The 26,171-nt window shown below is 64.4% G+C and carries 19 protein-coding genes; 13 read left to right on the plus strand and 6 right to left on the minus strand.

What is annotated here, in order from left to right; translation table 11 throughout:
* The first annotated feature begins 20 nt into the window (after window positions 1–20).
* The 12 genes from BBG20_RS22390 to BBG20_RS22445 all read left to right on the plus strand — a co-directional run bounded on the left by BBG20_RS22390 (window position 21) and on the right by BBG20_RS22445 (window position 15,410).
* Window positions 21–1,460 (plus strand): undecaprenyl-phosphate glucose phosphotransferase, encoded by a 1,440-nt coding sequence (locus BBG20_RS22390; protein WP_065907235.1) that lies wholly within the window; start codon window positions 21–23, stop codon window positions 1,458–1,460.
* The gene (locus BBG20_RS22395) at window positions 1,460–2,920 is read left to right on the plus strand and encodes a mannose-1-phosphate guanylyltransferase/mannose-6-phosphate isomerase (protein WP_065907238.1); all 1,461 of its coding nucleotides are present in this window, start codon (window positions 1,460–1,462) and stop codon (window positions 2,918–2,920) included. Before BBG20_RS22390 ends, BBG20_RS22395 begins: the two co-directional genes overlap by 1 nt.
* 1 nt (window position 2,921) lies before the next feature.
* Complete coding sequence (locus BBG20_RS22400; protein ID WP_065907241.1) at window positions 2,922–3,833, plus strand: glycosyltransferase family 2 protein; 912 nt, start codon at window positions 2,922–2,924, stop codon at window positions 3,831–3,833.
* A 5-nt stretch (window positions 3,834–3,838) separates the two neighbouring features.
* A complete protein-coding gene (locus BBG20_RS22405) occupies window positions 3,839–4,639 on the plus strand; it encodes a polysaccharide biosynthesis/export family protein (protein WP_207200643.1) in 801 nt (266 codons plus the stop codon).
* A 14-nt stretch (window positions 4,640–4,653) separates the two neighbouring features.
* Window positions 4,654–6,645, plus strand: coding sequence for a GumC family protein (locus BBG20_RS22410; protein WP_065907248.1), 1,992 nt, complete (start codon window positions 4,654–4,656; stop codon window positions 6,643–6,645).
* Entirely contained in the window at window positions 6,645–7,835 is a 1,191-nt protein-coding gene (locus BBG20_RS22415) for a glycosyltransferase (RefSeq protein ID WP_065907251.1), read from the plus strand. The genes BBG20_RS22410 and BBG20_RS22415 overlap by 1 nt, the downstream gene beginning before the upstream one ends.
* Window positions 7,825–9,153, plus strand: coding sequence for a GH39 family glycosyl hydrolase (locus BBG20_RS22420; protein ID WP_065907253.1), 1,329 nt, complete (start codon window positions 7,825–7,827; stop codon window positions 9,151–9,153). The genes BBG20_RS22415 and BBG20_RS22420 overlap by 11 nt, the downstream gene beginning before the upstream one ends.
* Before the next feature lie 8 nt (window positions 9,154–9,161).
* Window positions 9,162–10,379: a glycosyltransferase family 4 protein gene (locus tag BBG20_RS22425; protein WP_065907254.1), complete on the plus strand. Its 1,218-nt coding sequence runs from the start codon at window positions 9,162–9,164 to the stop codon at window positions 10,377–10,379.
* Complete coding sequence (locus BBG20_RS22430) at window positions 10,370–11,473, plus strand: glycosyltransferase family 4 protein (RefSeq protein ID WP_065907256.1); 1,104 nt, start codon at window positions 10,370–10,372, stop codon at window positions 11,471–11,473. Before BBG20_RS22425 ends, BBG20_RS22430 begins: the two co-directional genes overlap by 10 nt.
* 2 nt (window positions 11,474–11,475) lie before the next feature.
* Window positions 11,476–12,903 carry an O-antigen ligase family protein gene (locus tag BBG20_RS22435; protein ID WP_065907258.1) on the plus strand — a complete coding sequence of 476 codons (1,428 nt, stop codon included), beginning with the start codon at window positions 11,476–11,478 and terminating at the stop codon, window positions 12,901–12,903.
* Complete coding sequence (murJ, locus tag BBG20_RS22440) at window positions 12,903–14,312, plus strand: murein biosynthesis integral membrane protein MurJ (protein ID WP_065907261.1); 1,410 nt, start codon at window positions 12,903–12,905, stop codon at window positions 14,310–14,312. Before BBG20_RS22435 ends, murJ begins: the two co-directional genes overlap by 1 nt.
* Window positions 14,313–14,387: 75 nt before the next feature.
* The gene (locus BBG20_RS22445; RefSeq protein WP_065907263.1) at window positions 14,388–15,410 is read left to right on the plus strand and encodes an acyltransferase family protein; all 1,023 of its coding nucleotides are present in this window, start codon (window positions 14,388–14,390) and stop codon (window positions 15,408–15,410) included.
* Window positions 15,411–15,557: 147 nt separating this feature from the next.
* Here BBG20_RS22445 and BBG20_RS22450 read toward each other — a convergent pair whose 3' ends face one another.
* From BBG20_RS22450 to BBG20_RS22470, 5 genes are all read right to left on the minus strand, one after another.
* Window positions 15,558–16,139 (minus strand): DUF4174 domain-containing protein, encoded by a 582-nt coding sequence (locus BBG20_RS22450; protein WP_065907266.1) that lies wholly within the window; start codon window positions 16,137–16,139, stop codon window positions 15,558–15,560.
* Window positions 16,140–16,270: 131 nt separating this feature from the next.
* Window positions 16,271–17,506 (minus strand): flavin monoamine oxidase family protein, encoded by a 1,236-nt coding sequence (locus BBG20_RS22455; RefSeq protein WP_065907269.1) that lies wholly within the window; start codon window positions 17,504–17,506, stop codon window positions 16,271–16,273.
* Window positions 17,503–18,126, minus strand: a complete 624-nt coding sequence (locus tag BBG20_RS22460) for a glutathione S-transferase N-terminal domain-containing protein (RefSeq protein ID WP_065907272.1) — start codon at window positions 18,124–18,126, stop codon at window positions 17,503–17,505. Before BBG20_RS22460 ends, BBG20_RS22455 begins: the two co-directional genes overlap by 4 nt.
* Window positions 18,127–18,138: 12 nt before the next feature.
* The gene (locus BBG20_RS22465; protein WP_065907274.1) at window positions 18,139–18,717 is read right to left on the minus strand and encodes a GNAT family N-acetyltransferase; all 579 of its coding nucleotides are present in this window, start codon (window positions 18,715–18,717) and stop codon (window positions 18,139–18,141) included.
* Window positions 18,718–18,786: 69 nt separating this feature from the next.
* Window positions 18,787–21,144: a DNA polymerase II gene (locus BBG20_RS22470; RefSeq protein ID WP_065907277.1), complete on the minus strand. Its 2,358-nt coding sequence runs from the start codon at window positions 21,142–21,144 to the stop codon at window positions 18,787–18,789.
* Window positions 21,145–21,421: 277 nt separating this feature from the next.
* Here BBG20_RS22470 and BBG20_RS22475 point away from each other — a divergent pair, with 277 nt between their 5' ends.
* Entirely contained in the window at window positions 21,422–23,659 is a 2,238-nt protein-coding gene (locus BBG20_RS22475; RefSeq protein ID WP_065907280.1) for a TonB-dependent receptor, read from the plus strand.
* Window positions 23,660–23,699: 40 nt separating this feature from the next.
* Here the strand turns inward: BBG20_RS22475 and BBG20_RS22480 are convergent, their stop codons facing one another.
* A complete protein-coding gene (locus BBG20_RS22480) occupies window positions 23,700–26,114 on the minus strand; it encodes a TonB-dependent siderophore receptor (RefSeq protein ID WP_065907283.1) in 2,415 nt (804 codons plus the stop codon).
* Between the last annotated feature and the right edge of the window lie 57 nt (window positions 26,115–26,171).

Here is a 26,171-nt window from a genome sequence, read left to right on the forward strand (position 1 = left end):
AGTGCAATGAGGGATGTTTTATGCGAGAAAAGTCGTCCGTCGACAGCCTGTTTTTAACGCGCGCCGGTTTTGTTGAGTTCTTTGTCGTTTTCGTCAAATTGATCCATGGCCTCACGGCCATTCTGCCGCCGCTGGTCCTGGTGCTTTTCCTGGACCCGTTGGCCCCTGAGTTGCGCCCGCATTTCATCGGCCTGCTGGTATTTTTCGCAGTGCTGACCATTATTCTGTTCCAGGCCTTGGGCATCTATTCCGAGGAGCTGTTCAGCAACCGCCTGCGCCTCAAAGCCAAGATCAAGGCCTGGACCGCAGCGTTTTGCATCCTGCTGTTCATGTACCAGATCCTGCAGTTTTTTCCGCAGTTGAGCCCGCGCAACCTGGCCGCGTGGTACGTCGCCAGCCTGGGCCTGCTGTGCCTCGAACGCCTGGTCATGCTGCGCCTGTACCGCCGGCTGATGAGCGCCGGCAAGTACCTGCAACGCACGGTGATCCTGGGCTTTACCGACACGGCCGTGCACGTTGCCGACCACCTGCAGCGCAACGGTGATATCCGCTCCGGCCTGATCGGTTTTATCGACGACCGCACCGAGCGGATCCCCAAGGAGCTGAGCAACCTGCCCTTGCTCGGCAACACTCGCGACCTGGAAAAACTGATCCGCGCCGAGCAGGTCAACCAGGTCATGATCTGCCTGCCGTGGGCCGCCGAGCAACGCATCCACGGGCTGGTCAACCGTCTGCGGCAGATGTCGGTGAACGTGATGCTGGTGCCCGACATGGCCGCCCTGCGCTACGGCCACAGCCGCATCACCGACGTGGGCGGGATCCTGATGTTCAACACCTCGCAATTGCCCTTGCGCGGCTGGTCGCCGGTGATCAAGCGCTGTGAGGATTTCCTCCTGGCGAGCCTGGCCCTGGTGGCGTTGTCACCGGTGATGCTGGCGACCGCGATTGCGATCAAACTCGATTCCAAGGGGCCGGTGCTGTTTCGCCAGAACCGCTACGGCTATAACGACAACGAAATCCGCGTGTTCAAGTTCCGCTCGATGTTCACCGACCAGAGCGACTTCACTGCCGAGCGCCAGACCACCCGCCAGGACCCGCGCATCACCCGCGTGGGTCGCATCATCCGCAAGACCAGCATCGACGAGTTGCCGCAGCTGTTCAACGTGCTGCTGGGCAACATGTCCATGGTCGGCCCGCGCCCGCACGCCACCGCCACCAAGGCCGCGGGCATTCCCTTCGAAGTGGCGGTGAGCGAGTACAGCTCGCGGCACCGGGTCAAGCCCGGCATCACCGGCTGGGCGCAAATCAATGGTTACCGGGGTGAGACCGACACCCTGTTCAAAATCCAGAAACGTGTCGAGTACGACCTGGAGTACATCTCCAAGTGGTCGGTGTGGTTTGACTTGTACATCGTCTTCATGACGGTCCCGGCCGTCCTTTCCACCAAGGAAGTCTATTGATGAATACCCTCAACGGATTAATTCCCTGCATCATTTCCGGTGGTTCGGGCACGCGGCTGTGGCCGGTGTCCCGGCAGAACATGCCCAAGCCGTTCATGCGCATGCGCGATGGCCAGAGCCTGCTGCAAAAGACCTTCCAGCGCGCCGCCAAGCTGCCCGGCGTGGAAAGCGTGTTGACGGTGACCAACCGCGACCTGCTGTTTCGCACCCTGGATGACTACCGCCTGGTCAACAAGGCGCACCTGCCGCTGGATTTGCTGCTGGAGCCGTTCGGCCGCAACACGGCCGCGGCGATTGCCGTGGCGGCGCTGCATGTGCAGGAGCATTTCGGCGGCGATGCGCAATTGCTGGTGATGCCTGCCGACCACTTGATCCTCAATGAAGTCGCGTTCGCCGCGGCGGTGACCCAGGCCCGCGACCTGGCCGAGGCCGGCTACCTGGTGACCTTCGGCATCCAGCCCGACCACCCGGAAACCGGCTTCGGCTATATCGAACAAGGTGAGCCGCTGAGCACCGGCAACCGGGTCAAGCGCTTCGTCGAGAAGCCCGACCTGGCCACCGCCCAGGCCTACCTCGACGGCGGCAAGCACCTGTGGAACGCCGGCATGTTCTGCTTCAAGGCCAGCACTCTGGTGGAGGAACTGGCCACCCATGCCCCCGACGTGCTGGAGGCCGCGCGCGCCGCGCTGGAACACAGCCAGAGCCTGCAGAACAAAACCTCGCGCCAGCGTGAGCTGGACGCCGATGCGTTTGGCAGCGCCCCGGATATTTCCATCGACGTGGCCCTGATGGAAAAGTCCCAGCAAGTCGCCGTGGTGCCCTGCGATATCGGCTGGAGCGACATCGGTTCCTGGGAAGCGCTGCGCCAGCTCACGCCCAGCGATGCGCACGGCAACCAGGTCAACGGCGAAGCGATCCTGCATGACGTGCACAACTGCTACATCGACTCGCCCAAGCGCGTATTGGGCGCGGTGGGCGTGCGTGACCTGATCATCGTCGACACCCCGGATGCGCTGCTGATCGCCGACGCCAACCGCAGCCAGGACGTGCGCTACATCGTCGCCGAACTCAAGCGGCAGAATCACCTGGCGTACAGCCTGCACCGTACCGTCACGCGGCCGTGGGGCACCTACACCGTGCTCGAAGAAAGCAGCCGCTTCAAGATCAAGCGCATCGTGGTCAAGCCCCAGGCCTCGCTGTCATTGCAGATGCACCACCACCGCAGCGAACACTGGGTGGTGGTCAGCGGCGCGGCGCAGATCACCAACGGCGAGCGTGAATTCCTGATCAACGCCAACGAGTCCACGTACATCCCTGCCGGGCACAAACACCGGCTGACCAACCCCGGCATCATCGACCTGGTGATGATCGAGGTGCAGAGCGGCGAGTATTTGGGCGAAGACGACATCGTGCGCTTCGACGACATCTACGGGCGCGCCCCTCTTGAGGCGAAGAAATGACATGCGCACTTCGCTAATCATCCCGACCCGAAACGCCTCCAGCCACCTGGCGCGCTTGCTGCCGGCGCTGAAGATGCAAACCCTGCAACCGGACGAGATGCTGGTAGTCGACAGCGCCTCCAGCGATGACACCGTGGCGCGTTTTCGCGAGTTCGGTGCGCGGGTCGAGGTGATCGACGCGCGTGATTTCAACCACGGCGGCACGCGCCGCTGGGCCAGCGAACAGGTGGGTGGCGACGCGCTGATCGTCATGACCCAGGACGCCATCCCCGCGACCCCGCAGACCTTCGCCAACCTGCTGGATGAATTGCAGCAGGACCCGCTCAACGGCGTGGCTTATGGTCGCCAGCTGCCGCACCCCGATGCCGGGGTGCTGGGCGCGCAGTCGCGGCACTTCAACTACCCGGAGCAGAGCCGCAGCAAAAGCCTGGCCGATGCGCCCGTGCTGGGGATCAAGACCTGCTTCAGCTCCGACTCGTTTTCGGTGTACCGGCGCAGCGTGCTGCAGGCGGTCGGTGGCTTTCCCGCCGACGTGATCGGCAGCGAAGACGCCTACGTTGCGGCGCGCATGCTGCTCGAAGGCTACAAGGTGCGCTACGCCGCCACGGCGCTGGTGCATCACTCCCACGATTACAAACTCATGGATGAGTTTCATCGCTACTTCGACATTGGCGTGTTCTACGGTCGCGAGCCGTGGATCAGACAGGCCTTTGGCGACGCCGGCGGTGAAGGCAAACGCTATGTGCTGGCCGAACTCGCGGCCTTGCGCAAAGCCGGTGCCTTGCACCGCGTACCCGAAGTGCTGGTGCGCAGCGCGTTCAAGTTGCTCGGCTACCGCCTGGGCCATCTTGAGCGCCGCCTGCCGCTGGCCCTCAAGCGGCGCATCAGCATGTTTCCCGGTTATTGGAGGTGAGCAGCATGACCCACAGGAAGTCCCGCTTGATCAAACCCGCCGTGCTCGCCTTGGCCATGCTGGCCCTGTCCGCCTGCAATACGCCGGCACGCATCGTCCCGCCCGACGACCAGACTGTCGAGGACGGCAAGCGCGCCCTCGACCAACTCGCCCAACTGCCGCCGGCGGTGGAACGCATCCGCATCGGCGACCAGTTGCGTATCGTCCGCGATGCCGGCGAGATGCCGACGCTGTCGGCGTTCAACGTCAGCACCATCTACGAGCTGACGCTGTACACGGTGCAGAACGACGGCAAGATCAACTACCCCTTCCTGGGGCCGATCCAGGTGGCGCATCGCACCCCCGCTGAGGTCGCCGCCGACCTGACCAAGAGCCTCGCGCCGGTGTACCGCGAGCCACGCGTGACGGTGAACATCAACCAGGCACCGGGCAACTCGGTGATTGTCGGTGGCGCGGTGAACAACCCGACAGCGGTCCAGATCGCCACGGCCAACACACTCGAGCAGGCAATCGTCGGCGCCGGCGGGGTCAACCCCTCGGGCAACGCGAGCATGGTCGCCTTGCTGCGTGAAGATGCCCAAGGCGCCTACCACGCCTACTTTCTGGATTTCAGCCAGTACCTCAAGACCGGCCCCAACGGGCGCAAACAAGTGCCGCTGCAACGCGGTGACGTGGTGTTCGTGCCCAAATCCAACGTAGGCGAGCGCATCCAGGGCGTGGATACCTACCTGAACCAACTGATCCCGTTCACCAAATCCATTGGGGTTGGCTACAACTACACCAGAACCAGCGGCGGCAATAACTAAAGGAGCGACATCCCATGATCGAGATCCGTTCTTTTCGTGATCTTCTGCGCCTGTTTTTCATCTTCCGCCACGAGTTCAAGCTGGCGGCCATCGCAGCGCTGGTGATTATCCTGCTCGGCGCTTTCCTGCTGCCGGCCAAGTACGAGTCCACCGCACGCCTGCTGGTCAAACCGGGGCGTGATTCGACCCTGCCGATCGAGATCAGCAACCGCCAGGCGCTGGTGATGCCCAGCACCCAGCGCGACCCGATCGTCGATGAGGAGCGCCTGCTCACCGGGCGTCCGATCGTGCGTGCGGTGGCCGAGCACTACCTGGAAGTGATCAACAATGCGCCGCCGCCCGAAGGCTTTTTCAAAAGCGCCAAGCATTACCTCAAGCAAGGCGTGGGCGCAGTCTTCGATGGCCTGCGCGTGGTTCTGGAAACCCTCGGCGTGGTGGAAAAAACCACCCCGGTGGAACGCCTTGCCGCCGGCCTGGAAAAAAGCTTTGAGGTGAGCCACGCCGCCGGCTCCACGGTGATGGACATCAGCTTTACCTGGGGCGACCCGGAAATTGCCCAGGCGGTGGTCAAGGACTGGGTCGAGACCTACATCAACGAACGCACCCAGGCCCTGGGGCGCAAGAGCCTCTATGCCTTCTACGAAGGCCAGGTGAATACCAGCGCCACCGAGATCAAGAGCTACAAGGAGCAGATCCTCAAGCACCTGAACGAGATCGGCGCGGCGAGCATCACCGACCGCCTGGAAGACTTGTCCGAGCGCATCAACGTGCTGCGCGGCGAGACCTTCAATACCACCCGCCTGATCGCCTCGTCCGACAGCGCCATCGAGAGCACGCGCAACCAGCTCAAGGGGCAGCCCAAGGAAGTCACCACGGTGCGCCAGATCGCACTGAACCCGCAGCAGCAGGACTTGCGTCGCCTGCTCAACCAGAAGCTGCTGGAACGCGCCGACATGATGCGCACCTACACCGACAACGCGCCGCCGGTCAAAGCGCTGGACGCATCGATTCGCGCCATGCAGACCCAGGTCGCCAACGAGAGCAACACCGTGCAGGCCTCGGAGAACCGTGCGCCAAACACCCTGGAAATCCACCTGCAGCGGGTGCTGCTGGATGAGTCGAGCAACAACCTGGCCCTGCGCACCCAACTGGTTCAACAGCAGAAGCAACTGGTGAATCTCGAAGACCAGCGCAAGCAGGCCCTGGAGATCGAGCCGGAGCTGGCGCGCCTGTCCCGTGAGCTCAGCGCCACCGAGCGCAACTACGCGCTGTACGTGGACAACCTGGAAAAATCGCGCATCGACCGCGAGCTGGACAACAGCCAGATCAGCAACATCGCGGTGATCGAAGAAGCCACCCTGAACCCGGGTCGGATCTTTCCGAAAACCCTGTTGATGCTGGTGTTGGCGATTCCGTTTGCAATCGTCGTCGGCCTGCTGGTGATCTACCTCTGCTACCTGCTCGACCAGCGCATTCACGACGGAGGCCTGGTGGAACGCAAGTTCGGCTTGCCGCTGTGGACCACCCTGCCGGAGCTGGACACCACCACCGCGCAAAGCGCCAACGCCTTCAATGCAAGTATCTACCGGCTGTACAGCCTGTTGCAGCCCGACCGCATTGCCGAACGCGGCCTGACCCTGGGGCTGACGTCGGCGCGGCATGGCGAAGGCGTGACCTTTGTGGTGGAACAGCTGCGCCTGTTGTTGCGCGAGAACGGCATCAATGTGCGGGTCGGCGGGCTTGCAGCCGCCGCACCCGGCGAAGTGGTGCTGCTCGACGCCTCGGCCTTGCTCGACAACCGCGAAGCCTTTATCACCTTGCGCCGCGCCGACCTGATCGGCCTGGTGGTGGAAGCACGCAAAAGTACCGTGCCGGTGGTCGAGCATGCGCTGTCGATCCTCAATACCGCGTTCGGCAAGGTCGACGGCATCATCATCAACCGTCGCAAGTTCGAAGTACCGAGCAAAGTGCTGCAGACCATCGCCAAGTACCGGGGAGCGTTCTGATGCGTATCGCCCTGCTCGCGCCCTTGCCGCCGGAAAAAAACGGCATCGCCGACTACGCGAACCACTTTCGCACGGCGCTGGAGCAGCTTGGGGTGACGGTGCTGACGCCGTTGGCCGGGGTGGCGGGCACTTCCGAGGCGATCAAGCACGCGGTCGCGACGTTCAACTGGCAGACCGTGGACCTGGTCCACGCCGAGCTGGGCGGCGGGCGCCTGGGTGAGTTCCTGGCCCTGCGCGAGTTGCGCAAGGCCTACTCGCACTTGCCGCTGACCGCCACCGTCCACGACCCGGAGCGCATTGTATGGCGCCGTGAGCGCCTGCCGTTTCCGCTGAACCTGCTGGAGCGCTTGCCCAGCCCCTTGCCGCAGGCGGCCGTGGTGCTGGCCGACCCATTGACCCTGCGTGAGGAACGCCAGGTCGCCAAGGGCCTGACCCGCCTGGTGACGCTGACTCGCCTGGGCGCCGATTGCCTGCGCCTGCGCATGCAACTGCCGACCGGCAAGGTGGCCGTGATCAACCATGCCAACCTCGCCGTGCCACCGGCACCGCTGCCCGCGCTCGACACCCTGCGCCTGCTGTATTTCGGGTTCATCTACCGCGGCAAAGGCATCGAAGACCTGGTGCAGGCGCTGGCCGATGTCTTCGCACAGGCCCCTGAACTGCGCGGCCACGTGCGCCTGACGCTGGCCGGCGGCACGGCGGCGGAAATGGCCTTTGGCGCCGGCGGCAACTACCTGGAGCAACTCAACAGCCAGATCGCCGCACTCGGCCTGACCGACGCCATCGACTGGCGGCTGAACCTGCCGGCCGACGAGATTGCCCAGACCATCCAGGCCCATCATGTGATGGTGCTGCCCTACCGCGAATCGAAAAAACTCGGCCTGCTCGGGCGCCAGCGCGGCACCAGTGGCGCGCTGTCCTGGGCCGCCGCCTGTGGGCGCGGAGCAATCACCTCCGACGCACGCGCGTTTGCCGAGGAAGTTGCCAGTGGCAATGGCGCCATCTATCCCGAAGGCGATGTGGCAGCGCTGGCCGAACAATTGCTGCGCCTGGCGCGCACGCCGGCGCTGGCCAGGGACTGGGCCGAACGCGCCGGCGAGATCGGCCGCGAACGCCTGTGGCCGCTGACTGCGCAGAAGTTCACCGAAGTGTTTGCCGAAGCCATCGCAGGAGCCCGCCATGGCGCGTAGACGCACGTTCCTTGCCAGCCTTGCGGTGGTCGCCGTGCTGGGCCTGACCACCGTTTTGTGGGGGCGCCAGGCGGATGCCGAAAGCCATGTGCTCAAGGGCAACAAGACCGTGGTGTGGAAGGACTTTTTGGGCGTGAACGCACAGTTCCTGTGGTTCAGTCCCCAGCGTTACCAGATGCAGATCGACCGTCTCAAGGACCTGGGCCTGGAGTGGGTGCGCCTTGACCTGCATTGGGATCAGTTGGAGCCGGCGCAGAACCAGTATCAGGTGGCCACCCTCGATCAACTGGTCGGCAAGCTGCAAGACAATCAACTCAAGTCGGTGTTCTACCTGGTGGGTTCGGCGCCCTTCGCCACCACCGCGCCGGCCGGTGCGCCCTATCAGGACCAGTACCCGCCCAAAGACCCGAACGTGTTCGCCAACCGCATGGCGCTGCTGGCCCAGCGTTACCCCAGCGTCAACGCCTGGCAGGTGTGGAACGAACCGAACCTGCTGGGCTTCTGGCGCCCGGTGGCAGACCCGGCCGGCTACGCCACGCTGCTCACCGCCAGCGCCGCCGCACTGCGCGCGGTCGCCCCGAACACCCCGGTGGTGGCGGCCGGCATGGCGTTCTTCAGCGAAATGCCCAACGGCCAGACCATGTTCGACGCCCTTGCCGCGCTGGGCGTGGCCAGCCTGAACACCGTCGTGTCCTATCACCCCTACACCCAATTGCCCGAAGGCAACGATCCGGCCAACCTCGACTTTATCGCCAAGACCACCCAGCTCAACCAGGCCCTGCGCAACGGCGGCGTGCAAACCTTGTGGAGCACCGAGTGGGGCTGGTCGACCTACCCCGGCCCCAAGGACGCCCAGGACATCATCACCCAGCAGGGCCAGGCCGATTACGTGGTGCGGCGCCTGGCGCTGATGAGCGCGCTGGATTACGACCGCATCTTCCTGTTCACCTTGAGCGACCTCGACCAGCGCGCCAGCGTGCGCGACCAGTTCTACGGGCTGCTGGACATCGACGCCAACCCCAAGCCGGTCTACACCGCGCTGAAGTATTTCCTCGACGTCAGCGGGCCGTCGCTCACCCCGGGTGACCCGCCGGTCGCCGACGCCTTGCCCGACGGCCTGTTCAGCATTGGCTGGACGCGTACCGATGGGCGCAAGGTGTGGTTCTTCTGGTCGGCCGAAGGCGGTAACGCGCACTTGCCCAACCTGGCCAGCGCTACCCTGTACGACCCGTTGCGCGGTACGCAAACCCCGGTAAGCGGCACCAACGGCCTGACCGTACCGGTCAAGCCGAACCTGCAAATCCTGTTATGGGACTGAGGCCTGCCATGCGCATTTTATGGATCCTGCCCTACTCGCCCTGGCCCGCCACCAGCGGCGGCAAGACGCGTCAGTTCCATCTGCTGCGCAGCCTCGCCGCGCGGGGGCACCGGATCACCTTGCTGCTGCATGACAAGCACCCGGTGTCGCTCGCCGACCGCCAGGTGCTGGAGGCGTTTCTCGAGCAACTGATCGTCCTGCCGCGCCGCCCGCTGCGCAGCGCCACGACCCTGTTGGCCGGGCTGTTTGCGCCCTACCCGCTGCTCGCCAGTGTGAACGGCCTGTCGGGCGCCTTGCAGGACACCTTCAACAGGTTGCTGGATGAGCACTGGGATGTGGTGCAGATCGAGCACACCTACACCTTCCAACCTTACGAAGACGCGCTGGCACGCAAATCCCAACCGTTCGTGCTGACTGAGCACAACGTCGAATCGGCCCTCGGCGCCGCCACCTACGACCGTCTGCCGCGCTGGGCGCTGCCGTTCATTCGCTACGATCAATGGCGCTATGCACGTTGGGAGCGCCGGGTCATGCGCCAGGCCACACAGGTAATCGCAGTGACCGACAGCGATGCCCAGGTGCTGGAAAAAATCGCCGGCAAGCCGGTGCCGGTGGTGGTCAATGGCGTGGACTGCGACCACTTCGCCGCCGCCCGGCCCGACCCGTCGACACGCCGCGTGCTGTTCCTTGGCAACTACGAATACGCGCCGAACGTGGACGCCATCGAGTGGGCCCTGGATGACATCCTGCCCAAGGTCTGGGAGCGCTGCCCGCAGGCGCGCATGAGTGTCTGCGGCTTCGGCATGCCGGCCAGTTGGCGCGAACGCTGGCAGGACCCGCGGATCGAATGGCAAGGCTTCGTGCCCAACCTGCTGGCGCTGCAATCGAGCTGTTCGGTGTTCCTCGCACCGTTGCGCCATGGCGGCGGCTCCAAGCTCAAGGTGCTGGAAGCCCTGGCTGCCGGCCTGCCGCTGGCGAGCACCGCACAGGGCGTGTCGGGGCTGGACCTGGTGGAAGGCCTGGACTACCTCGGCGGGCAAACCGCGACCGCCTTGGCGGACGCGGTGGTGCGCCTGTTGCAGTTCCCCGATGCCGCCGAACCGATGGGTGAAGCCGGCCGCGCCTATGTACGCCGCGCCCATGACTGGAGCGTTGCCGCCAGCCAGTTGGAGCAGGTGTACGCGAGCCTTTTACCGCTCACATACAAGGAGCCCGCATGCGTGTAGGCCTGGATTACCGCACCGTCGGCACGTCGCCGCAATCGGGCATCAGCCGCCAGGTGTATGCGCTGGAAAGCGCCCTGCGCACCTTCCCAGGCATCGAGCTTGAGCGCTTTACCGTGGCGCCGCTGGGCGACGAAACCCGCTTGAAGGCCCATTGCCCGGCCTGGGGCTGTGCCAAGACCGCCATGCACCAACCGCAGAATCGCCTGCGTTTCGAGGCTGGTTTTTTGCCGCACGCCTTGCGTGAGCAGCACATCGACCTGTACATCAGCACCTTCAATATGGGCCTGCCGTTGCCGCCCAAGCCCAAGGGCCTGCGCAGCGTGGTGCTGTTGCATGACCTGTTCCAGATCACCTTGGACAACTACCACGCCAACCGCCTCAAGGCGCTGATCTACAAGACCAGCGATCGCCTGTCGATTGCCTACGCGGTGCACAGCGCCGACCGCGTGTGGACGCCGTCGCAGTACAGCGCTGATGAGACCGCGCGGCTGTTTCCCAAGGCTGCGGGCAAGATTCGCGTGTTGCCCAATCAGGTCGACGCCTTTGCCGAGCTGGCAGCGGACCTGTCGGCGCGCCAACTGCCGGAGCGCTACTGGTTGCTGGTGGGCACGCGCGAGCTGCGCAAGAACGTGCCGTTTCTGGTCGATGCCTGGCAGCAGGCGCGACGCCAGGCCCCCGGCGTGCCGGAGTTGGTGCTGGTGGGCAGCCTGGAACACCTGCCCGAATCCCAGCGCACGCTGCCGGGGATTCGGGCGCTGAGCGGCGTGTCGGATGCCGAGTTGCATGCGCTGTACCGGCAGGCGTCGCGCCTGTGGCAACCGTCTTACGCCGAGGGCTTTGGCCTGCCGGTGATCGAAGCCCTGAGCGTCGGCACGGCAGTGGCAGTGGCCAGCGGCACCTCGCTGGATGAAATCACCCCGCCGTCGGCGCCACGTTTTTCGCCTACCGACGGCCCGGCGCTGGTGCAGTTGATGGTCAGCCTGGCGCAGCAGCCTATTGAAGAATCCGCCGCGCAACGGCGCCAATGGGCGGAGCGTTTCAACCATCACGCCTACCGTCGACGCCTGGCCGAACTGATCGAGGAACTGAAGTGAGAGTGAATCTGGCAAGCCTCGTGGCGGTGCTCTTCGGCCTGCTGTTCGGCGCCCTCGCCCTGCTGCTGTCACCGGCCAAGGCCTTCCTCGCCGTGGTCGGCCTGGCGGGCGCGGTGACGATCCTGCGCTTTCCGTTCTGGGGCCTGTTGCTGTTTGCCCTGGTGGCGACGTTCATGCCGTTTTCGACGATCAACCTGGGCATCCGCAGTACCGTCAGCGAAGCGATCCTGGCGCTGACCTGGGGCGCCATCCTGTGGCACAGCTTTCTCGCGCGCCTGCCCGACACACCAGGCCTGGCGCGGCGCCCCACCGACCAGATGCTGTTGTGGCTGATGCTGTTCAGCGTGTTCCCGTTCATTGTCGGCCAAGTCACTATCCATGCCGACACCAGCGGCGTGGCCAACTGGCTGCGCTGGTTGCTGAACCTCTCCGGGGTATTTATCGCGGCCAAACTGCTGGTGGACCACAAGCACCGGGAAGCGCTGGTGATCGCCCTGCTGCTGGGTACCCTGGCGATGCTGGTGCTGTCGATCGCGGTATTTGTGCGCACCCGCTCCGGCGCCGGGATCGCGCCGATCCTGGCGCTGTTCAACTACGCCAACTTCGACATGCTCAAATTCGGCCTGGAGGCGATGTCCTCGCGCATGGGCTCGCCGTGGACGCACCCGAATGCCATCGGCGGGATCATGGCGCTGCTGCTGCCGTTGGCCTTCTGTTTCGGCATGACCGAGCAAGGCTGGAAACGCGCTCTCGGCCTGGGCGTGGCGTGCCTGGGGGCGGCCGCCTTGCTGTTGGCGAGCAGCCGCGGCGCGATGGTAAGCCTGGCGTTGGTGCTGATGTGGATGGCCACGCGGCGCGTGCCGTACACCGGGCGGCTGTTGATGATCGGCGCGGCGCTGACCGTGGCGCTGGTGATTGCCTACCCGCCGTTGCAGGAGCGCCTGGCAACGATTTTCTCTTCGGACAACGCCAGTACCGAAGTGCGTTTCGACGAATACCGCATGTTCCCGCAGGCGGTGGCGGCCTACCCGTTCGGCATCGGCTTCAAGGTCGACCCGCCGGTGCCGGGTACGCATTTCCTGGGGATTTCCAACCTGTGGCTGAACTACATCTACAAGATCGGCATCGTCGGCATGCTGTTCTTCGTCGCGGTGACCGTGCGCTGGTGGCGTGAGGCCCGTCCGGAAAAAGGCCCGATTCGCCTGACCAAGGACAACGCCCTGTGGCTGGGCACCACCGGTGGGATTCTGTCGGCGCTGGTCAGCGGTTTGTTTGACCACTACTTCAGCTTCGCAGTGGTGATGGTGGCGCTGTTCTGGTTGATGGTCGGCATCAATGTGCTGGAGGCGCGGCGCCTGTTTCCGGCGCGCCTACCGCAGGTCAAGACAGTGGTGTTTCGCAAGCCGCTGCTTGATGGCGCGCGTCCCTGATGCTGGGCTCGGCCGTTTGGCTGACCCTGGCGACCCTGCTGGGCCTGTGCCTGGGGTTTGCGCGTGAATGGTTGCTGGTGGCAGCGTGGGGCGCGGGTGAGCGCAGCGATGCGTTTCTGATCGCGCTGTTTTTACCGGAAGCGCTGCGCATGTCCCTGGCGGGCGGCGTGCTGAGTGCCGCCGCGCTGCCGCTGTACCTGCAGCGCAAGGACGGCGAGCGCCTGGATTGGCTGGCAGTGTTGTTCCCGGCGTTGATGCTGATCGCGCTGGCCACCAGCCTGCTGCTGACGCTGCTCGCGCCATGGCTGGTGCAACTGCTTGGCCCAGGCTTGGCGGCCAGCGCCACCGCCCTCGCCGCGAGCAATTTGCAGATCGTCGCCTGGTGCGTGCCGGGGTTGATGCTGCATGCGCTGTTCAGCATTCCGTTGCAGGCGGGCGAGCGTTTTGTGCTGGCGGGGCTGGGCTCGTTGCTGTTCAACCTGCCGCCCGTGACCTACCTCGCCCTCGCCGGCACCGCGACTCAACCGCACTCGCTGGCCCTGGCTTGCCTGGCGGGCAGCTTGCTGATGCCGCTGGCGTTGTTGCCGTCGGTGTGGCGCCAAGGCTGGCGGCCGTGGCGTTGGCAGCTGACCTTCGCGCCGCTGCAGGAGCTGGGCCAGCGCATCGGCCCGCTGTTGCTGAGCAACGGCGCCAGCCAGGGCCTGGCCCTGATCGAGCGCCTGGTGGCGTCGCTGTTGGGCGAAGGCGCGGTGACCTGGGTCAACCTGGCCCGCAAATTGATGAACCTGCCGCTGATTGCGCTGATGAGCCTCAATCAGGTGCTGCTGGGCATGATGAGCCGGCGCCAGGGCGATGAGCGCCTGGCCCTGCTCAAGCGCGGCCTGGAAACCGCCAGCGTGCTGACCCTGCCCGCCGGCGTCGGCCTGGTGGCGGCAGCGCCGAGCCTGGTGGCGCTGCTGCTGCCCAAGCAATCGGCGGATTCGCCATTGCCGTTGCTGCTGGCCTGGTTCGCCGTGCCGTTGGTATTCGGCGCCTGGAACGCCTTGCTCGCCCGCTACGCCTATGCCGCCGGCGACACGCGCCAGCCGTTGCGCTGCGAGTTGCTCGGGAGCCTGGTCAACGTGTTGCTGCTGGGTGCCCTGCCCTTTGTGTTTGGCCTGGCCGGAATCCCGCTGGCCGCGCTGGCCGGGGTGATCTGCACCGCGTTGCTGCTGATGCAGCGCCAGGCATTGCTCGACGCCCTGCCCTGGGTGCGCCAATGGCTGCTCAGTGCACTGGTGATGGGGTTGGCGGCGCTGGCGCTGTTTCGTATTGAAGGCGTGTGGCTGCAACTGGGGTTGAGCACCTTGGCCGGCATCCTGGTGTTGCTGGGGATGGGACTATGGCTCAAGCCGTGGCGCAAGGCATGACGGCGTGCCAGTTCCTGCCAGGGGCTGTGCGGTTCACAGAGGGAGGATGAACAGGTGAAACATCGTTGGATTCAAATGGATATCGCCAAAGGCATCGGCATCCTGGTGATCGTGTATGCCCACAGTTGGTTTGTCGCCACGTCCCCGGACTTGATGTACCCGATCCTGGCGTCGTTCGTGCTGCCGTTGTTCTTCTTTCTGTCCGGGGTGCTGTTCAAGCCGGAGCAGCCCTTCGGGGAGATGGCCGTGCGCAAGGCGGATGGCCTGCTCAAGCCGTTTTTCTTCACCATGCTGGTGTATGTGATCGTGCGCGATGTACTGCGTGGCCAACCGCTGCTGCCGGACATCGGTGGCGTGCTGTATGCCTCGGTGGACACCATCCCGTGGCAAGCAATGTGGTTCCTGCCGCATTTCTGGGTGGCGATCCTGTTCAGTTGGGCGGTGTTGCGCCTGATCCAGCGCCTGCCGCTGGCAGTGAGTTGCGCGCTGACCCTGGTGCCGCTGTTGGTGGGCATCTGGATGCTGCCGTTTTTCTGGCAACTGCCGGTGACCCTGGGCGGGCAAACCTGGGTGCTGCCCGGCCTGCCCTTCAGCCTGGATATCACCCTGATCAGCAGCGCCTGTTTCATCTACGGCTACCTGCTGCGCAATTGGCTGCGCACCCATGCGGGGTCGCTGCTGACCTTGTTGGTGTCGGTGGTGTTGTTCGCCGCCGTGTTCCTCTATCGGGGCGACACCATGGACCTGGCGCAGCGCCGCTACGACCACTGGCTGTGGACCAGCCTGCTGGCGGTGATTGGCGTGTACGTGTGCTGGGCGCTGGCGCGGGTGCTGATGGTGTCGGCGCTGATCACGCGGGTGATGACCTATATCGGCCAGTCGACCCTGATCCTGTTGATCTTCCATGGGGAGATCCAGCACAAGACGTTTGACCTGATGGAGCGCCTGGGCCTGCCGCCATTTGTCGCGGCCTGCATCGGTTTTGTGGTGGGGGTCGGGGTGCCGTTGTTGATCGGGGAAGTGATCAAGCGCGTGGCGTTCTTGCGGTTTTTCTACTTTCCGTTGCCGCAGCGTAAAGTCTCTGAACCGCGCACCTGAAGCCTGTTTGGCAAGGAAGCTTGCTCCGGCTGAGGTACGCAGCGCCGCCAAAACGCTTGCGGCTGCTGCGCCGTCGAGCGGGAGCAAGCTCCCTCCCTACATAAGCGCTTCGATCAGCGCCGGGTCAGCCAGCGCCTTGGGCGCAGGTCAATCATCCAATTGCTGTTGCGGCGCGGCATGCTTGGCCGGCTTAGCCGCCTTGGCGCCTGGCTTCGCGGCCGGCGCGGCAGCGGGTTCAGGCTCGGCCGGGGCGGCCATTTCTTTCTCGGCCATCGGCATCTGGTCGATCGCGCTGAAGAATTCCTTCAGGTCGAGGGTATCCGGTGGCACGGTCTTCTCGACTTTCTTCTCGCCATCCTTGCCAACCAGGATCACCTTGGTGCCGCTGCCGGCGCCCAGCTTGAGGGCACGGATCAGTGCGTTGGTTTCAGGCGGCGTGAGTTTCTTGTTGTCCTTGGGGTCCTTGGCGAACTTCTCGCCCTCGGCCCCGATGCTGCCGAACTTCACGGTGTAGAACACCATGCTGCGCTCTTCAAAGGCTTGCTTGGTGGCCGGCTCTTCCAGCTGTTTCTTCAGGTCCGTCAGCGCGGCGTTGCCGGAGTCCAACTCCACCACCACCAGCGGCCGGGACTTGCCCAAGTCCTGCTTGAGCGGGTTGATATCATCAGCAGCCAACAGCGGCCCCGTAAAAGCCATCAAGGTAGCCAGGGTCAGCGACCGGATGAGCATGCGCACCTCCTTTGAATTCCATGCAGGGTTCTTGAGTTTCATGTCTGCGACAGTCAAATTCAAGGATGATTCCTACACCACTTTAAGAAAGCGTAGGCCAGGACGCCCGCTACGCAAGGGTTTGGATAGGTTCAGGAGTCATTGTTTCTTCTGATTGCGGAAGCCCAGGCGCTGAGTTTTTCGCAGGCCGCCAGCGCGATTTGCTCATCTGTCTTGCCTGGATAGTGGCGGTCCACGGCGTCTGCGGCGATCAGCCCGGCAATCAGCGGCGTGCCCACCGCATCGGTCAAATCCAGCCACTCGCCCCAATTGGCGGGCGCGTCGTACCAGCGCAGGTAGCCGTCCTCGGACGCCGGCCACCAACGCTGATCGAACTGCAGCACGACTTTTTCCAGGCGGCCCATGGTGAACAGCTCCAGGGCGTGGCGATACGTCGCCGGCAAGTCCGGGGTAAAGCTCAATTGCTTGAGCACCGGTATCGGCACCGTGCAGATGCAGGCATCGGCATCCCGATCATCCACGCGCACACCGTGCTCGTCCCAGCTGATGTGCTGCACAGGGTGGTTGAGGTGGATATCCAGGCCGCTGGCAGCGTCTGCCAGCAGTTGCTCGTAACCGTGCGGCAAAAACTGGTCGCCATGGCCGACGCCCTCCTCGTCAAGCGTCTGGGTCGCCAACTGGTCCAGTGGCAAACCGGCTTCGAGGATCAGGTTCGCGTCGATGGCATAGCGTGCCGCGCGGCGCTCGCTGGTGGTCAAGGTGGCCAGGTAGCGGTCGACGCCCGGCGCCAACGGTTGCTGACGGTCGGTGGCCTGTTTGAGTCGGGCATAGGCGCGGTTGATGTCCGGCAACGGGCCGTCCCACGCGGCGGCCAATGGCTGCGAGAAGTCCGTCGGGCGCCGCTCCAGGCCCAACTGCTCGGCACGCCGCGCCAGCGGGTTGATCGCATACTGCTGCAACCAGGCGGCGCCCACATCCACCATCTGCCCACCGAGGGCTACGCTGTGCACTCGCCCGCCGATGCGGTTACGCGCCTCGAGTACGCGCACCGCCACGCCCTGCGCCTGCAAGGCGCGGGCAGCGCCGAGGCCGGCAAATCCGGCACCGATGACAATCACCGTTCGAGCCGAGGTCGCGATCACCGCATTGGCTGCGCGCAGCCCGCTGTCCCAGGCGCTGTGGGTCATGGCCGAGTGATCGTGGTTGAAGGCTTCGCCAGCAAGAAACAGACGATTATCAATCGGCGTTGACAACAGGCGCCGCAGGCTCGGCTCGCCACCTGGCAACAACGCGCTGTAGGCGCCCTGGCTGAAGGGGTCATCGCACCAGCGCGTGACGTGCCACGCGACAGGCCGCGGCGCGGTCATTGCGCGGGCCAATGCCGCGCGAATACGGGGGCCACGACGGGATCGGCATCCACTTGCGCAAGGCTCTGGGCAAAACCCGGCGCCAGGGCGGCCAGCGCTTCGCGCGCCGCGTCCCAGCGCGACACCGCCGCCGCCATGATGCCCAGCGCATTCGGCTCGCCGCTGGGCGCAAACAACTGGTCGGCAAACTGATCGGCAAACACCACCCAGGCCTGGTGCAGATAGCGCCGCGTGCCGGTGATCAACTGGTTCTGCACCACGGGTTCGGCCTCGCCCAGCCAGCGTTGCGGATAGTCGATGATGCCAATGGCCGAATAACAGTTGGCGGCGATGTACACCAGGCCGCGCAGGATCTGCCCACGGTTGCCCACCAGCAGGTTGGCGTCGGGGTATTCCAGGCCCAGGTGGATCAGGATCGCCGCACTCTCCGTCAACACCTGGCCATCAGGGGTGACCAGCGTGGGGATCTGCTTGAGCGGGTTGATGCGGGCCAGGGCGTCGGTGCCCGGGCCTTCCTGCCAGGAACTGGCATCCACGCGGTGCCACTCGACCGCGCAACGCGCCAGGGCGATTTCGATCATGCAGGAGCCGGACTCGTCGGTACCGTAGAGCGTGTACATGGGCCTTTCCTCCTAGCGCAGCAGCTTCGCCTGCAGGTTGGCTTTCACCTGCGGCCATTCCGAATCGATGATGCTGAAACGCACCGAGTTGCGCTTGCGCCCGTCGGGCATGATGCGTTCATGGCGTACGATGCCTTCCTGCACGGCGCCCAGGCGCAGGATCGCAGCACGGGATTTTTCGTTGAGTTCATCCGTGGTGAACTGCACCCGCACGCAGTCCAGCACCTCGAAAGCGTAGGTCAGCAGCAGGAGCTTGGCTTCGGTGTTGATCGCGCTTTTTTGCGTCGACAGCGCCAGCCAGGTGTGGCCGATCTCCAGCTTGCGATTGACCCGGTCGACCTTCCAGAACCGCGTGCTGCCGACCACCTGGCCGGTGTCGCGGCGCACGATGGTGAACGGGATCACGCTGCCCGCAGCACGCCCGGCCAGCGCGGTATCGATGTACTGGTCGACGGTGCCGGGGCCCGGCACGTTGGTGACCTTGAGGTTCCACAGCTCGCCATCGGCGGCGGCGTCGAGCAAGGCGGCCTTGTGTTCGGGTTGCAGGGGCTGGAGTTCAACTGTAGTGCCGGTCAAGGTAATGTGAGTCATGGGAGCTGCGCCGTCGGGTGGTCGTCAGTGACCAAGAGTGCAGGCTCGCGCAGTGCCTCGGCAAGTGTTTTAGAACAGGCCCATTTGCCCGCCGACCAGGGTGCCGAAATCGTCATTCACGAACGGCAGGATCGCATCGGCCACCGGCTGCAGTTGGCGGGTGACGTAGTGGTCGTAGTCAATCGGCGCCTGGCGCACCTCCAGCGGTTCGGGGCCGTTGACGCTGATCACGTAGCTGATCCAGCCGCCGCGCTGGTACTGGCGCGGACGCCCGAGGCGGTCGTTGTATTCATCGGCCAGGCGCGCGGCACGCACGTGCGGCGGCACGTTGCGCTCGTAGTCATCCAACTGGCGGCGCAGGCGCTTGCGGTAGATCAGCAGCTCATCGAATTCGCCGCTGAGGGTACGGCGTACGTAGTCGCGAATGTAGTCCTGATGGGGCTGGCGATGGAAAATGCGCTGGTACAACTCCTGCTGGAACTGCCGGGCCAGGGGCGACCAGTCGCTGCGCACGGTTTCCAGGCCTTTGTAGACCATCTCTTCGCTGCCGTCGCTGCGCACCACCAGGCCGGCGTAGCGTTTCTTGCTGCCCTCCTCCGCGCCGCGAATGGTCGGCATCAGAAACCGGGTGAAGTGGGTTTCGTACTGCAGTTCCAGCGCGCTTTGCAGGCCGTATGCCGTACGCAGGTGCTCACGCCACCAGGCGTTGACGTGCTGCACCAGCGCGTGGCCGATGCGGCTGGCGTCCTCTTGGGTATGCGCACCGCCGAGCCAGACGAAGGTGGAGTCGGTGTCGCCGTAGATCACTTCATAGCCCTGCGCTTCGACCAGCTCGCGGGTCTGGCGCATGATCTGGTGGCCGCGCATCGTGATGGACGACGCCAGCCGCGTATCGAAAAACCGGCAACCACTGGAGCCGAGCACGCCGTAAAAGGCGTTCATGATGATCTTCAGCGCTTGGGACAGCGGCGCGTTATGTTCGCGCTTGGCCTCTTCGCGGCCTTCGGACACCCGCGCGACGATGGCCGGCAGGCAATGGCGGGTACGCGAGAAACGCGCACCACGAAAGCCTTCCACAGAGGTGCTGTCGTCGGGGTGCTTGAGGCCTTCGATCAGGCCCACCGGGTCGATCAGGAAACTGCGGATGATCGACGGGTAGAGGCTTTTGTAGTCGAGCACCAGCACCGATTCGTAGAGGCCGGGGCGCGAGTCCATGACAAAGCCGCCGGGGCTGGCCTCGGGCGGCTTGTCGCCGAGGTTCGGCGCAACGAAGCCCTGGCGGTGCATCAGCGGCATGTACAGGTGGGTGAACGCGGCGACGGAGCCGCCGTTGCGGTCAGCCGGCAACCCGGTGACGCTGGCGCGTTCGAGGAGGAACTTGAGCAGCTCGGTCTTGGCGAAAATCCGCGTGACCAGTTCACAGTCCTTGAGGTTGTAGCGCGCCAGGGCGGGCTTGTCCTCGGCGAACATGCGGTTGATTTCGTCCATGCGCTGGTACGGCGTGGAGATGTCCTTGCCCTCGCCCAGCAGGGTCTGCGCGACGTTTTCCAGGCTGAAGGATTCGAAGCTCCAGGTGGCCGAGCGCAGGGCCTCGATGCCGTCGATGATCAGCCGCCCGGCCGCGGCGGCGAAGTAGTGGTTACGGCTGCCATGCTCGCGCCAGGCCATCGGTTCGCCGCCGCGCCCGAGCAACAGCGGCACGCCCAGGCGCTGGGCATGTTCGTGGAGCACGCGCAGGTCGAACTGCACCACGTTCCAGCCGATGATTGCATCGGGGTCATGGAGGGCGAGCCATTGGTTGAGGCGCTCGAGCAGTTGGGCGCGGGTGTCGCAGTAGTCGAGCTTGAAGTCCACCGCGTCGGTTTTATTCGGCGGGCCGAGCATGTACACCTGGCGCTCGCCGCAGCCTTCGAGGGCGATGGAATAGAGATCGCCCTGGGCGGTGGTCTCGATGTCCAGCGACACCAGTTTCAGCGGCGGGCGGTAATCGGGCGCGGGTTTCATCTGCGCGTCAAGCAGCGTGCCGTCGGCATCGGCGACGCCGCCGAACCACACCGGGGCGGTGATGAAGCGCTCCATCATGTAGCGCTCGGGCGGGCGCACGTCGCCCTCGTAGACATCCACCCCGGCGGCACGCAGGCGTTTTTCCAGGTCCATCGCCTGGCGGTGCTGGCGTGTGTACAGGCCCAGCACCGGGCGATGGTGGAAGTCGCACAACTGCAGCGGGCGCAATTCGATATCGCGCTCGCCCTTGAGCAGCCAATCCAGCGGCTTGCGATGGGCCTCGGGGATAAACATCACCGAGGTCTGCACGGGTAGGCGGATACACCGTGGCCCGTGGTCGGTGGCCAGCCAGAAACTGACCTCCGTGCCCGCCGGGGTATCGCGCCAATGCCGGGTCAGGACAAAACCCTGCTGTAAATCCACCGTACCGCACCTCAGGAATCGCTTTCAGGGCGTGATTCTACTCGGCATCCGGGCAAACGCGATGGGCGATGGCATTTATCCGCCAACCCGCGCAGCAGGACACTGCGCGGGCCGCTGGTCGGCCGTCCGCGCAGGCACGCTCACGCGCTTCACAATTTTGTTGCAGAACATTAATAACAATCACTATCATTCGCGCTGGAGTCGTATCCGCGCAGCGAGGACGCGCAACGTTGTTGCCCTTTTCCTCACCACTGACGGTTCGCCGTCCGGATCGACCATGCCCACCCGTACCCCATTCGCCGTGCCGTTTCGCCCGACCCTGCTCGCCCTTTGCTGCTCCCTGAGCCTTGCCGCTCACGCCGCAACCCCAGCCACCCCGCAGGATGCGAACCACAGTCAGGATGGCAACACGCTGGAACTGGGCGCCACCAACATCAACGCCGACGCCCCATCGCCCGGCGCCCTGCCCCCGGTATATGCCGGCGGCCAGGTGGCACGCGGCGGCCAGTTGGGTGTGCTGGGCAACCAGGACATCATGGATGTGCCGTTCAGCATGTCCTCCTACACCGAGAAACTGATCCGTGACCAGCAGGCCGAGACGGTTGGTGATGTCCTGCTCAATGACTCGTCCGTGCGCCAGGCGTCAGGCTTTGCAAACCAATCCCAGGCGTTCGTGATTCGTGGCCTGCCGCTCAACGGCGACGATATTTCCTTCAACGGTTTGTACGGCATCCTGCCGCGCCAGTTGATGTCCACCGACGCCCTGGAACGCGTCGAAGTATTCAAGGGTCCCAACGCCTTTATCAACGGCGTGACGCCGAGTGGCTCGGGCATCGGCGGCGGTGTGAACCTGCAACCCAAGCGGGCCGATGACGTGCCTCTGCGCCGCTTCAGCACCGATATCAGCAACGATGGCCGCATCGGTGAACACCTGGACATCGGCCAGCGTTTTGGCGAAGACAATCGGTTTGGCGCACGGGTGAATATTTCCCAGCGCGAAGGCGATACCGGTGTGGACGACGAGAGCCAGCGTTCGAAGCTGTTTTCGGTCGGCCTGGATTATCGCGGTGATGCCCTGCGCCTGTCCGGCGACTTTGTGTATCAGAAGCAGCAAGTCAACGGCGGGCGTAACTCGGTGTTTCTCGGCCCGGGCCTGACCAGCATTCCCAACGCGCCCTCGGCGGACACCAACTACGCGCCGAAGTGGGACAGCACCAGCCTGGAAGACACCTTTGGCATGCTGCGCGGCGAGTACGACCTCAATGACAACTGGACCGCGTATGTCGCGGGCGGCGCCAAGCACACCCGCGAAATCGGCCGCTACTCGTCGCTCACCGTGATCGACGCGCAGGGCAATGCCACCGTGAGCGGCTCCAATATCGCCCACCAGGAAGACAACACCAGCCTGATGGCCGGCCTGAATGGCAAGTTCCAGACCGGCACCGTCAGCCACAAGCTGAACCTCGGCCTGACCGGCACCTGGACCCAGGCGCGCAACGCCTTCGACTTTGCCTCGGGCACGCAAGCGACCAACCTCTACAACCCCGTCGATGTGACAGCGCCAGCCAAGGGTGGCTTCACCTCCGGCAGCGACCTGAACGACCCGGGCATCACCGCCAAGACCTTCGCGCGCAGCGCGGCGGTGTCGGACACCCTCGGTTTCATGGATGACCGCCTGCTGTTCACCGCCGGCCTGCGTCGCCAGGAGCTGGTGGTCCAGGGTTATGAATACGGCACCGGCTCACGCAACGCCAACTACGCCAAGGGCATCACCACGCCGGTGTATGGCCTGGTGTTCAAGCCGTGGGACCACGTGTCGTTCTACGCCAACCATATTGAAGGGCTGGCATCCGGACCGACCGCCCCGGAAACCGCGGCCAATAACGCCAGGGTCACCAACAACGGCCAGACCTTCGCCCCCGCGCGTTCGAAACAGACCGAAGCCGGCGTCAAAGTCGACATGGGCACCTACGGGGCGACACTCGGTGTGTATCGCATCGAGCAGCCGACCCAGGGCTATTCCCAGCTGAATTCGGACGGCACCGCGACCTATGTGTTCCAGGGTGACCAGGTCAACAAGGGCGTGGAGCTGAATGTCTTCGGTGAACCTGTCCCAGGCCTGCGCCTGCTGGGCGGCGCCACTCTGATAAACACCGAGGTCAGCGGTACGGCCAACGGCACCAACGACGGCAACCGCGCTATCGGCGTGCCTTCGTTCCAGCTCAATGCCGGGGTGGATTGGGATGTGCCGGGCCTGCAAGGCGTGAGCGTGAATGGCCGCATGTTGCGCACCGGCGGCCAGTACGCCGACGCGGCCAACAACCTCAGCCTGCCGACCTGGAACCGGTTCGACGTGGGCGCGCGCTATAACTTCAAGGTCGATCAGCGGGACGTGACGCTGGGCGCCACGGTGGAGAACGTCGCCAATACCAAGTACTGGGAATCGGCATTGGGCGGTTACCTGACCCAGGGTGATCCGCGCGTGGCGAAGTTGTCGGCGACGGTGGACTTCTAAACGTCAACGGGTGGCAGCCTGGGCTGCCACCCGTTGCAGGCTACCAGTCGTAGGACACGGCCAACGATGCCGTGCGCTCCTGCCCGTAATAGCAGCCAAAGGCATAGTTGCATGCCGAAACGTACTCGCGATCAAACAGGTTCTGCACGTTCAGGCTGGCTTCCGCGCCCTTGAGCGTGGGACTGACACGGCCCAGGTCGTAGCGGATGGTCGTGTCGTACACCACAAACGAAGGGGTTTTGAAGGTGTTGCCCGAATCGCCGTATTTCTTGCCGGTGTAACGAGCGCCCCCACCGACGGTCAGGCCTGCCAGGGCATTGCTCGCGAAGTGGTAGTCGACCCAGGTACTGGCGGTCCACGGTGCCTGGGACTCGTTGCGGTTGCCTTTATCACCATAATTGCTCTTGGTGTAGAACGAGTCCAGGTAGGCCACCGCGCCAATCACCTCGAACTGGCCAACACGCGTCTTGCCTTCGAACTCGACACCCCGCGAGCGCACCTCGCCTTCCTGCAACTGATACTCCGGGTACTCAATGTCGCCGGTCAGCACGTTCTTCTGCTTGATCTGGTACACCGACAACGTCAGCAATGAGCTGTCGTTGGGCTGGTATTTGACCCCCGCCTCGTACTGCTCGCCCTCCACCGGCTTGAACGCCGAGGCCCCGCGCTGTGGGGCCTGGCTGCCGATGCTGGGGAAGAACGACTCGGCGTAACTGACATAGGGCGCCAGGCCGAAATCAGTGAGGTAGGTCAAGCCGATTCGTCGGGTGAGTTTCTTGTCTTTCTGGCTGACCGTGCTGTCGGCCAGCAGGTCGCGGTTCTCGACTTCGGCCCAGTCTTCACGCAGGCCGACGGTGAGGATAAAGCGGTCAAGCTTGATCTGGTCCTGGGCGTACAGGCCGGTCTGCTTGATGGTGTTGTCCCACTTGGTGGTGAGGGTCGGCTGGCCCAGGGTGTGGTAGTTGCTGGGTTTATACAGCTCGATGATTTCTGCACCGTACAGGTTGTAGCCCTGGTACTTGCGGGTGAACTGGCGGTAATCGACGCCGGTCAGCAGCGTATGGTCCAGCGCGCCGGTGGCGAATTTGAACTGCAGGTTGTTATCAATCGTGTAGGCAGAGTTGTGCTGGCGCCAGTCGAGCTTGGTGCGGGTGGCGCGGGTGTCGTCGATGCTGTTATCCGGGAGCGTGACGAAGCGGTTCAGGTAAAAGCCTTTGTAGCGGTCGTTGACGTCGGTGTAGCGCGCCGTCGAGTGGTATTCGAGGTTGTCGTTGAAGGCGTGGGAGAAATCGAAGCCGAGCACGTACTGGTCGCGGATGTAGTCGTTCCAGTCCGAGTCGCCCAGGAAGGTGTCGCGGTCGATATGCCGGCCCTCGGCGCTGCGGTACAGCGTGCCAATGGCGGGCAGCGCCTGGTAGTCGGCCAGGGACTTGTCGCGCTGCAGCTGCGCGTAGACCGTCAGCGCCGTCTCGTCGGTCGGCGCCCAGGTGAGGCTGGGCGCGAGCAAGGTGCGGCTGTCGGTGGCGTGGTCGACCATCTCGTTGCCGTCACGGGCCAGGGCAATCAGGCGATAGCTCAAGGTCTTGGCCTGATCGATTGGCCCGCTGAAATCCAGCGCACCGTTGACCCGGTCATAACTGCCGATGCCGAACTTGACCTGGTGCCGCGCCTCGGTGGTTGGCCGCTTGGAGACCATGTTGATCATCCCGCCCGGCTGGTTCTGCCCGTACAACACGGATGCCGGGCCCTTGAGCACTTCGATACGCTCGAGGGTGTACGGATCGATTTGCGGGGCGCCGCCCAGGCTGCCGGCGTACGGCAGGTAGGCGCCGTCGAGGTACAACAGGGTTGGCGCGAAGCCACGGCTGGCGACTTCATCGGCAATGGTGTTGCGGTCGGTGTAGCCGTTGGTGTCGATGCCCGGCGTGTAGCGCAGGGCCTGCGTGAGGTTGCGTGCACCCTGGACCGCGACCTGGTCGGCCGTAACCACGTTGACCGTCTGCGGGATTTCCAGAATCGGCGTATCGGTCTTGGTCGCGGTGCCGCTGCGCGTGGCGACGTAACCGTCTACCGGGCCCCAGGCATTTTCCGTGGCCGCCCCGGTCACGGTGGTGGGGCTCAGGTTCAGCGAATTGCCTTCGGGTAGCAGGTAAAGGCTCCAGGTACCGTTGTCGGTAATGATCAAGCCCAGCCCGCTGCCGGCCAGCGCCTGTTGCACGGCCTGCTCCGGCGTCAATTGGCCCTGGACGGCGGCAGCCCGGCGACCTTGCAGCAAGGCCGGGGTCACCGACAGCGTGCGCCCGCTTTCGCGGGACAAACGGCTGAGGGTGTCACCCAGCGCGGCCGCAGGCAGGTCGAAATAATGGGTGGTGTCCTGGGCCATCGCAGGTTGGCCGATGACGGCCAGCGTAATGGCCAGCGTCAGCAGGCAAGGACGAATCATCAAGGGTGCCATAGGGGTGGATACTCGTTGTCAGGTTGGCGTTCTCTAACCCTGACTCGCGAGACGTGC

Source organism: Pseudomonas aylmerensis (genome assembly GCF_001702265.1).
Taxonomy (GTDB): domain Bacteria; phylum Pseudomonadota; class Gammaproteobacteria; order Pseudomonadales; family Pseudomonadaceae; genus Aquipseudomonas; species Aquipseudomonas aylmerensis.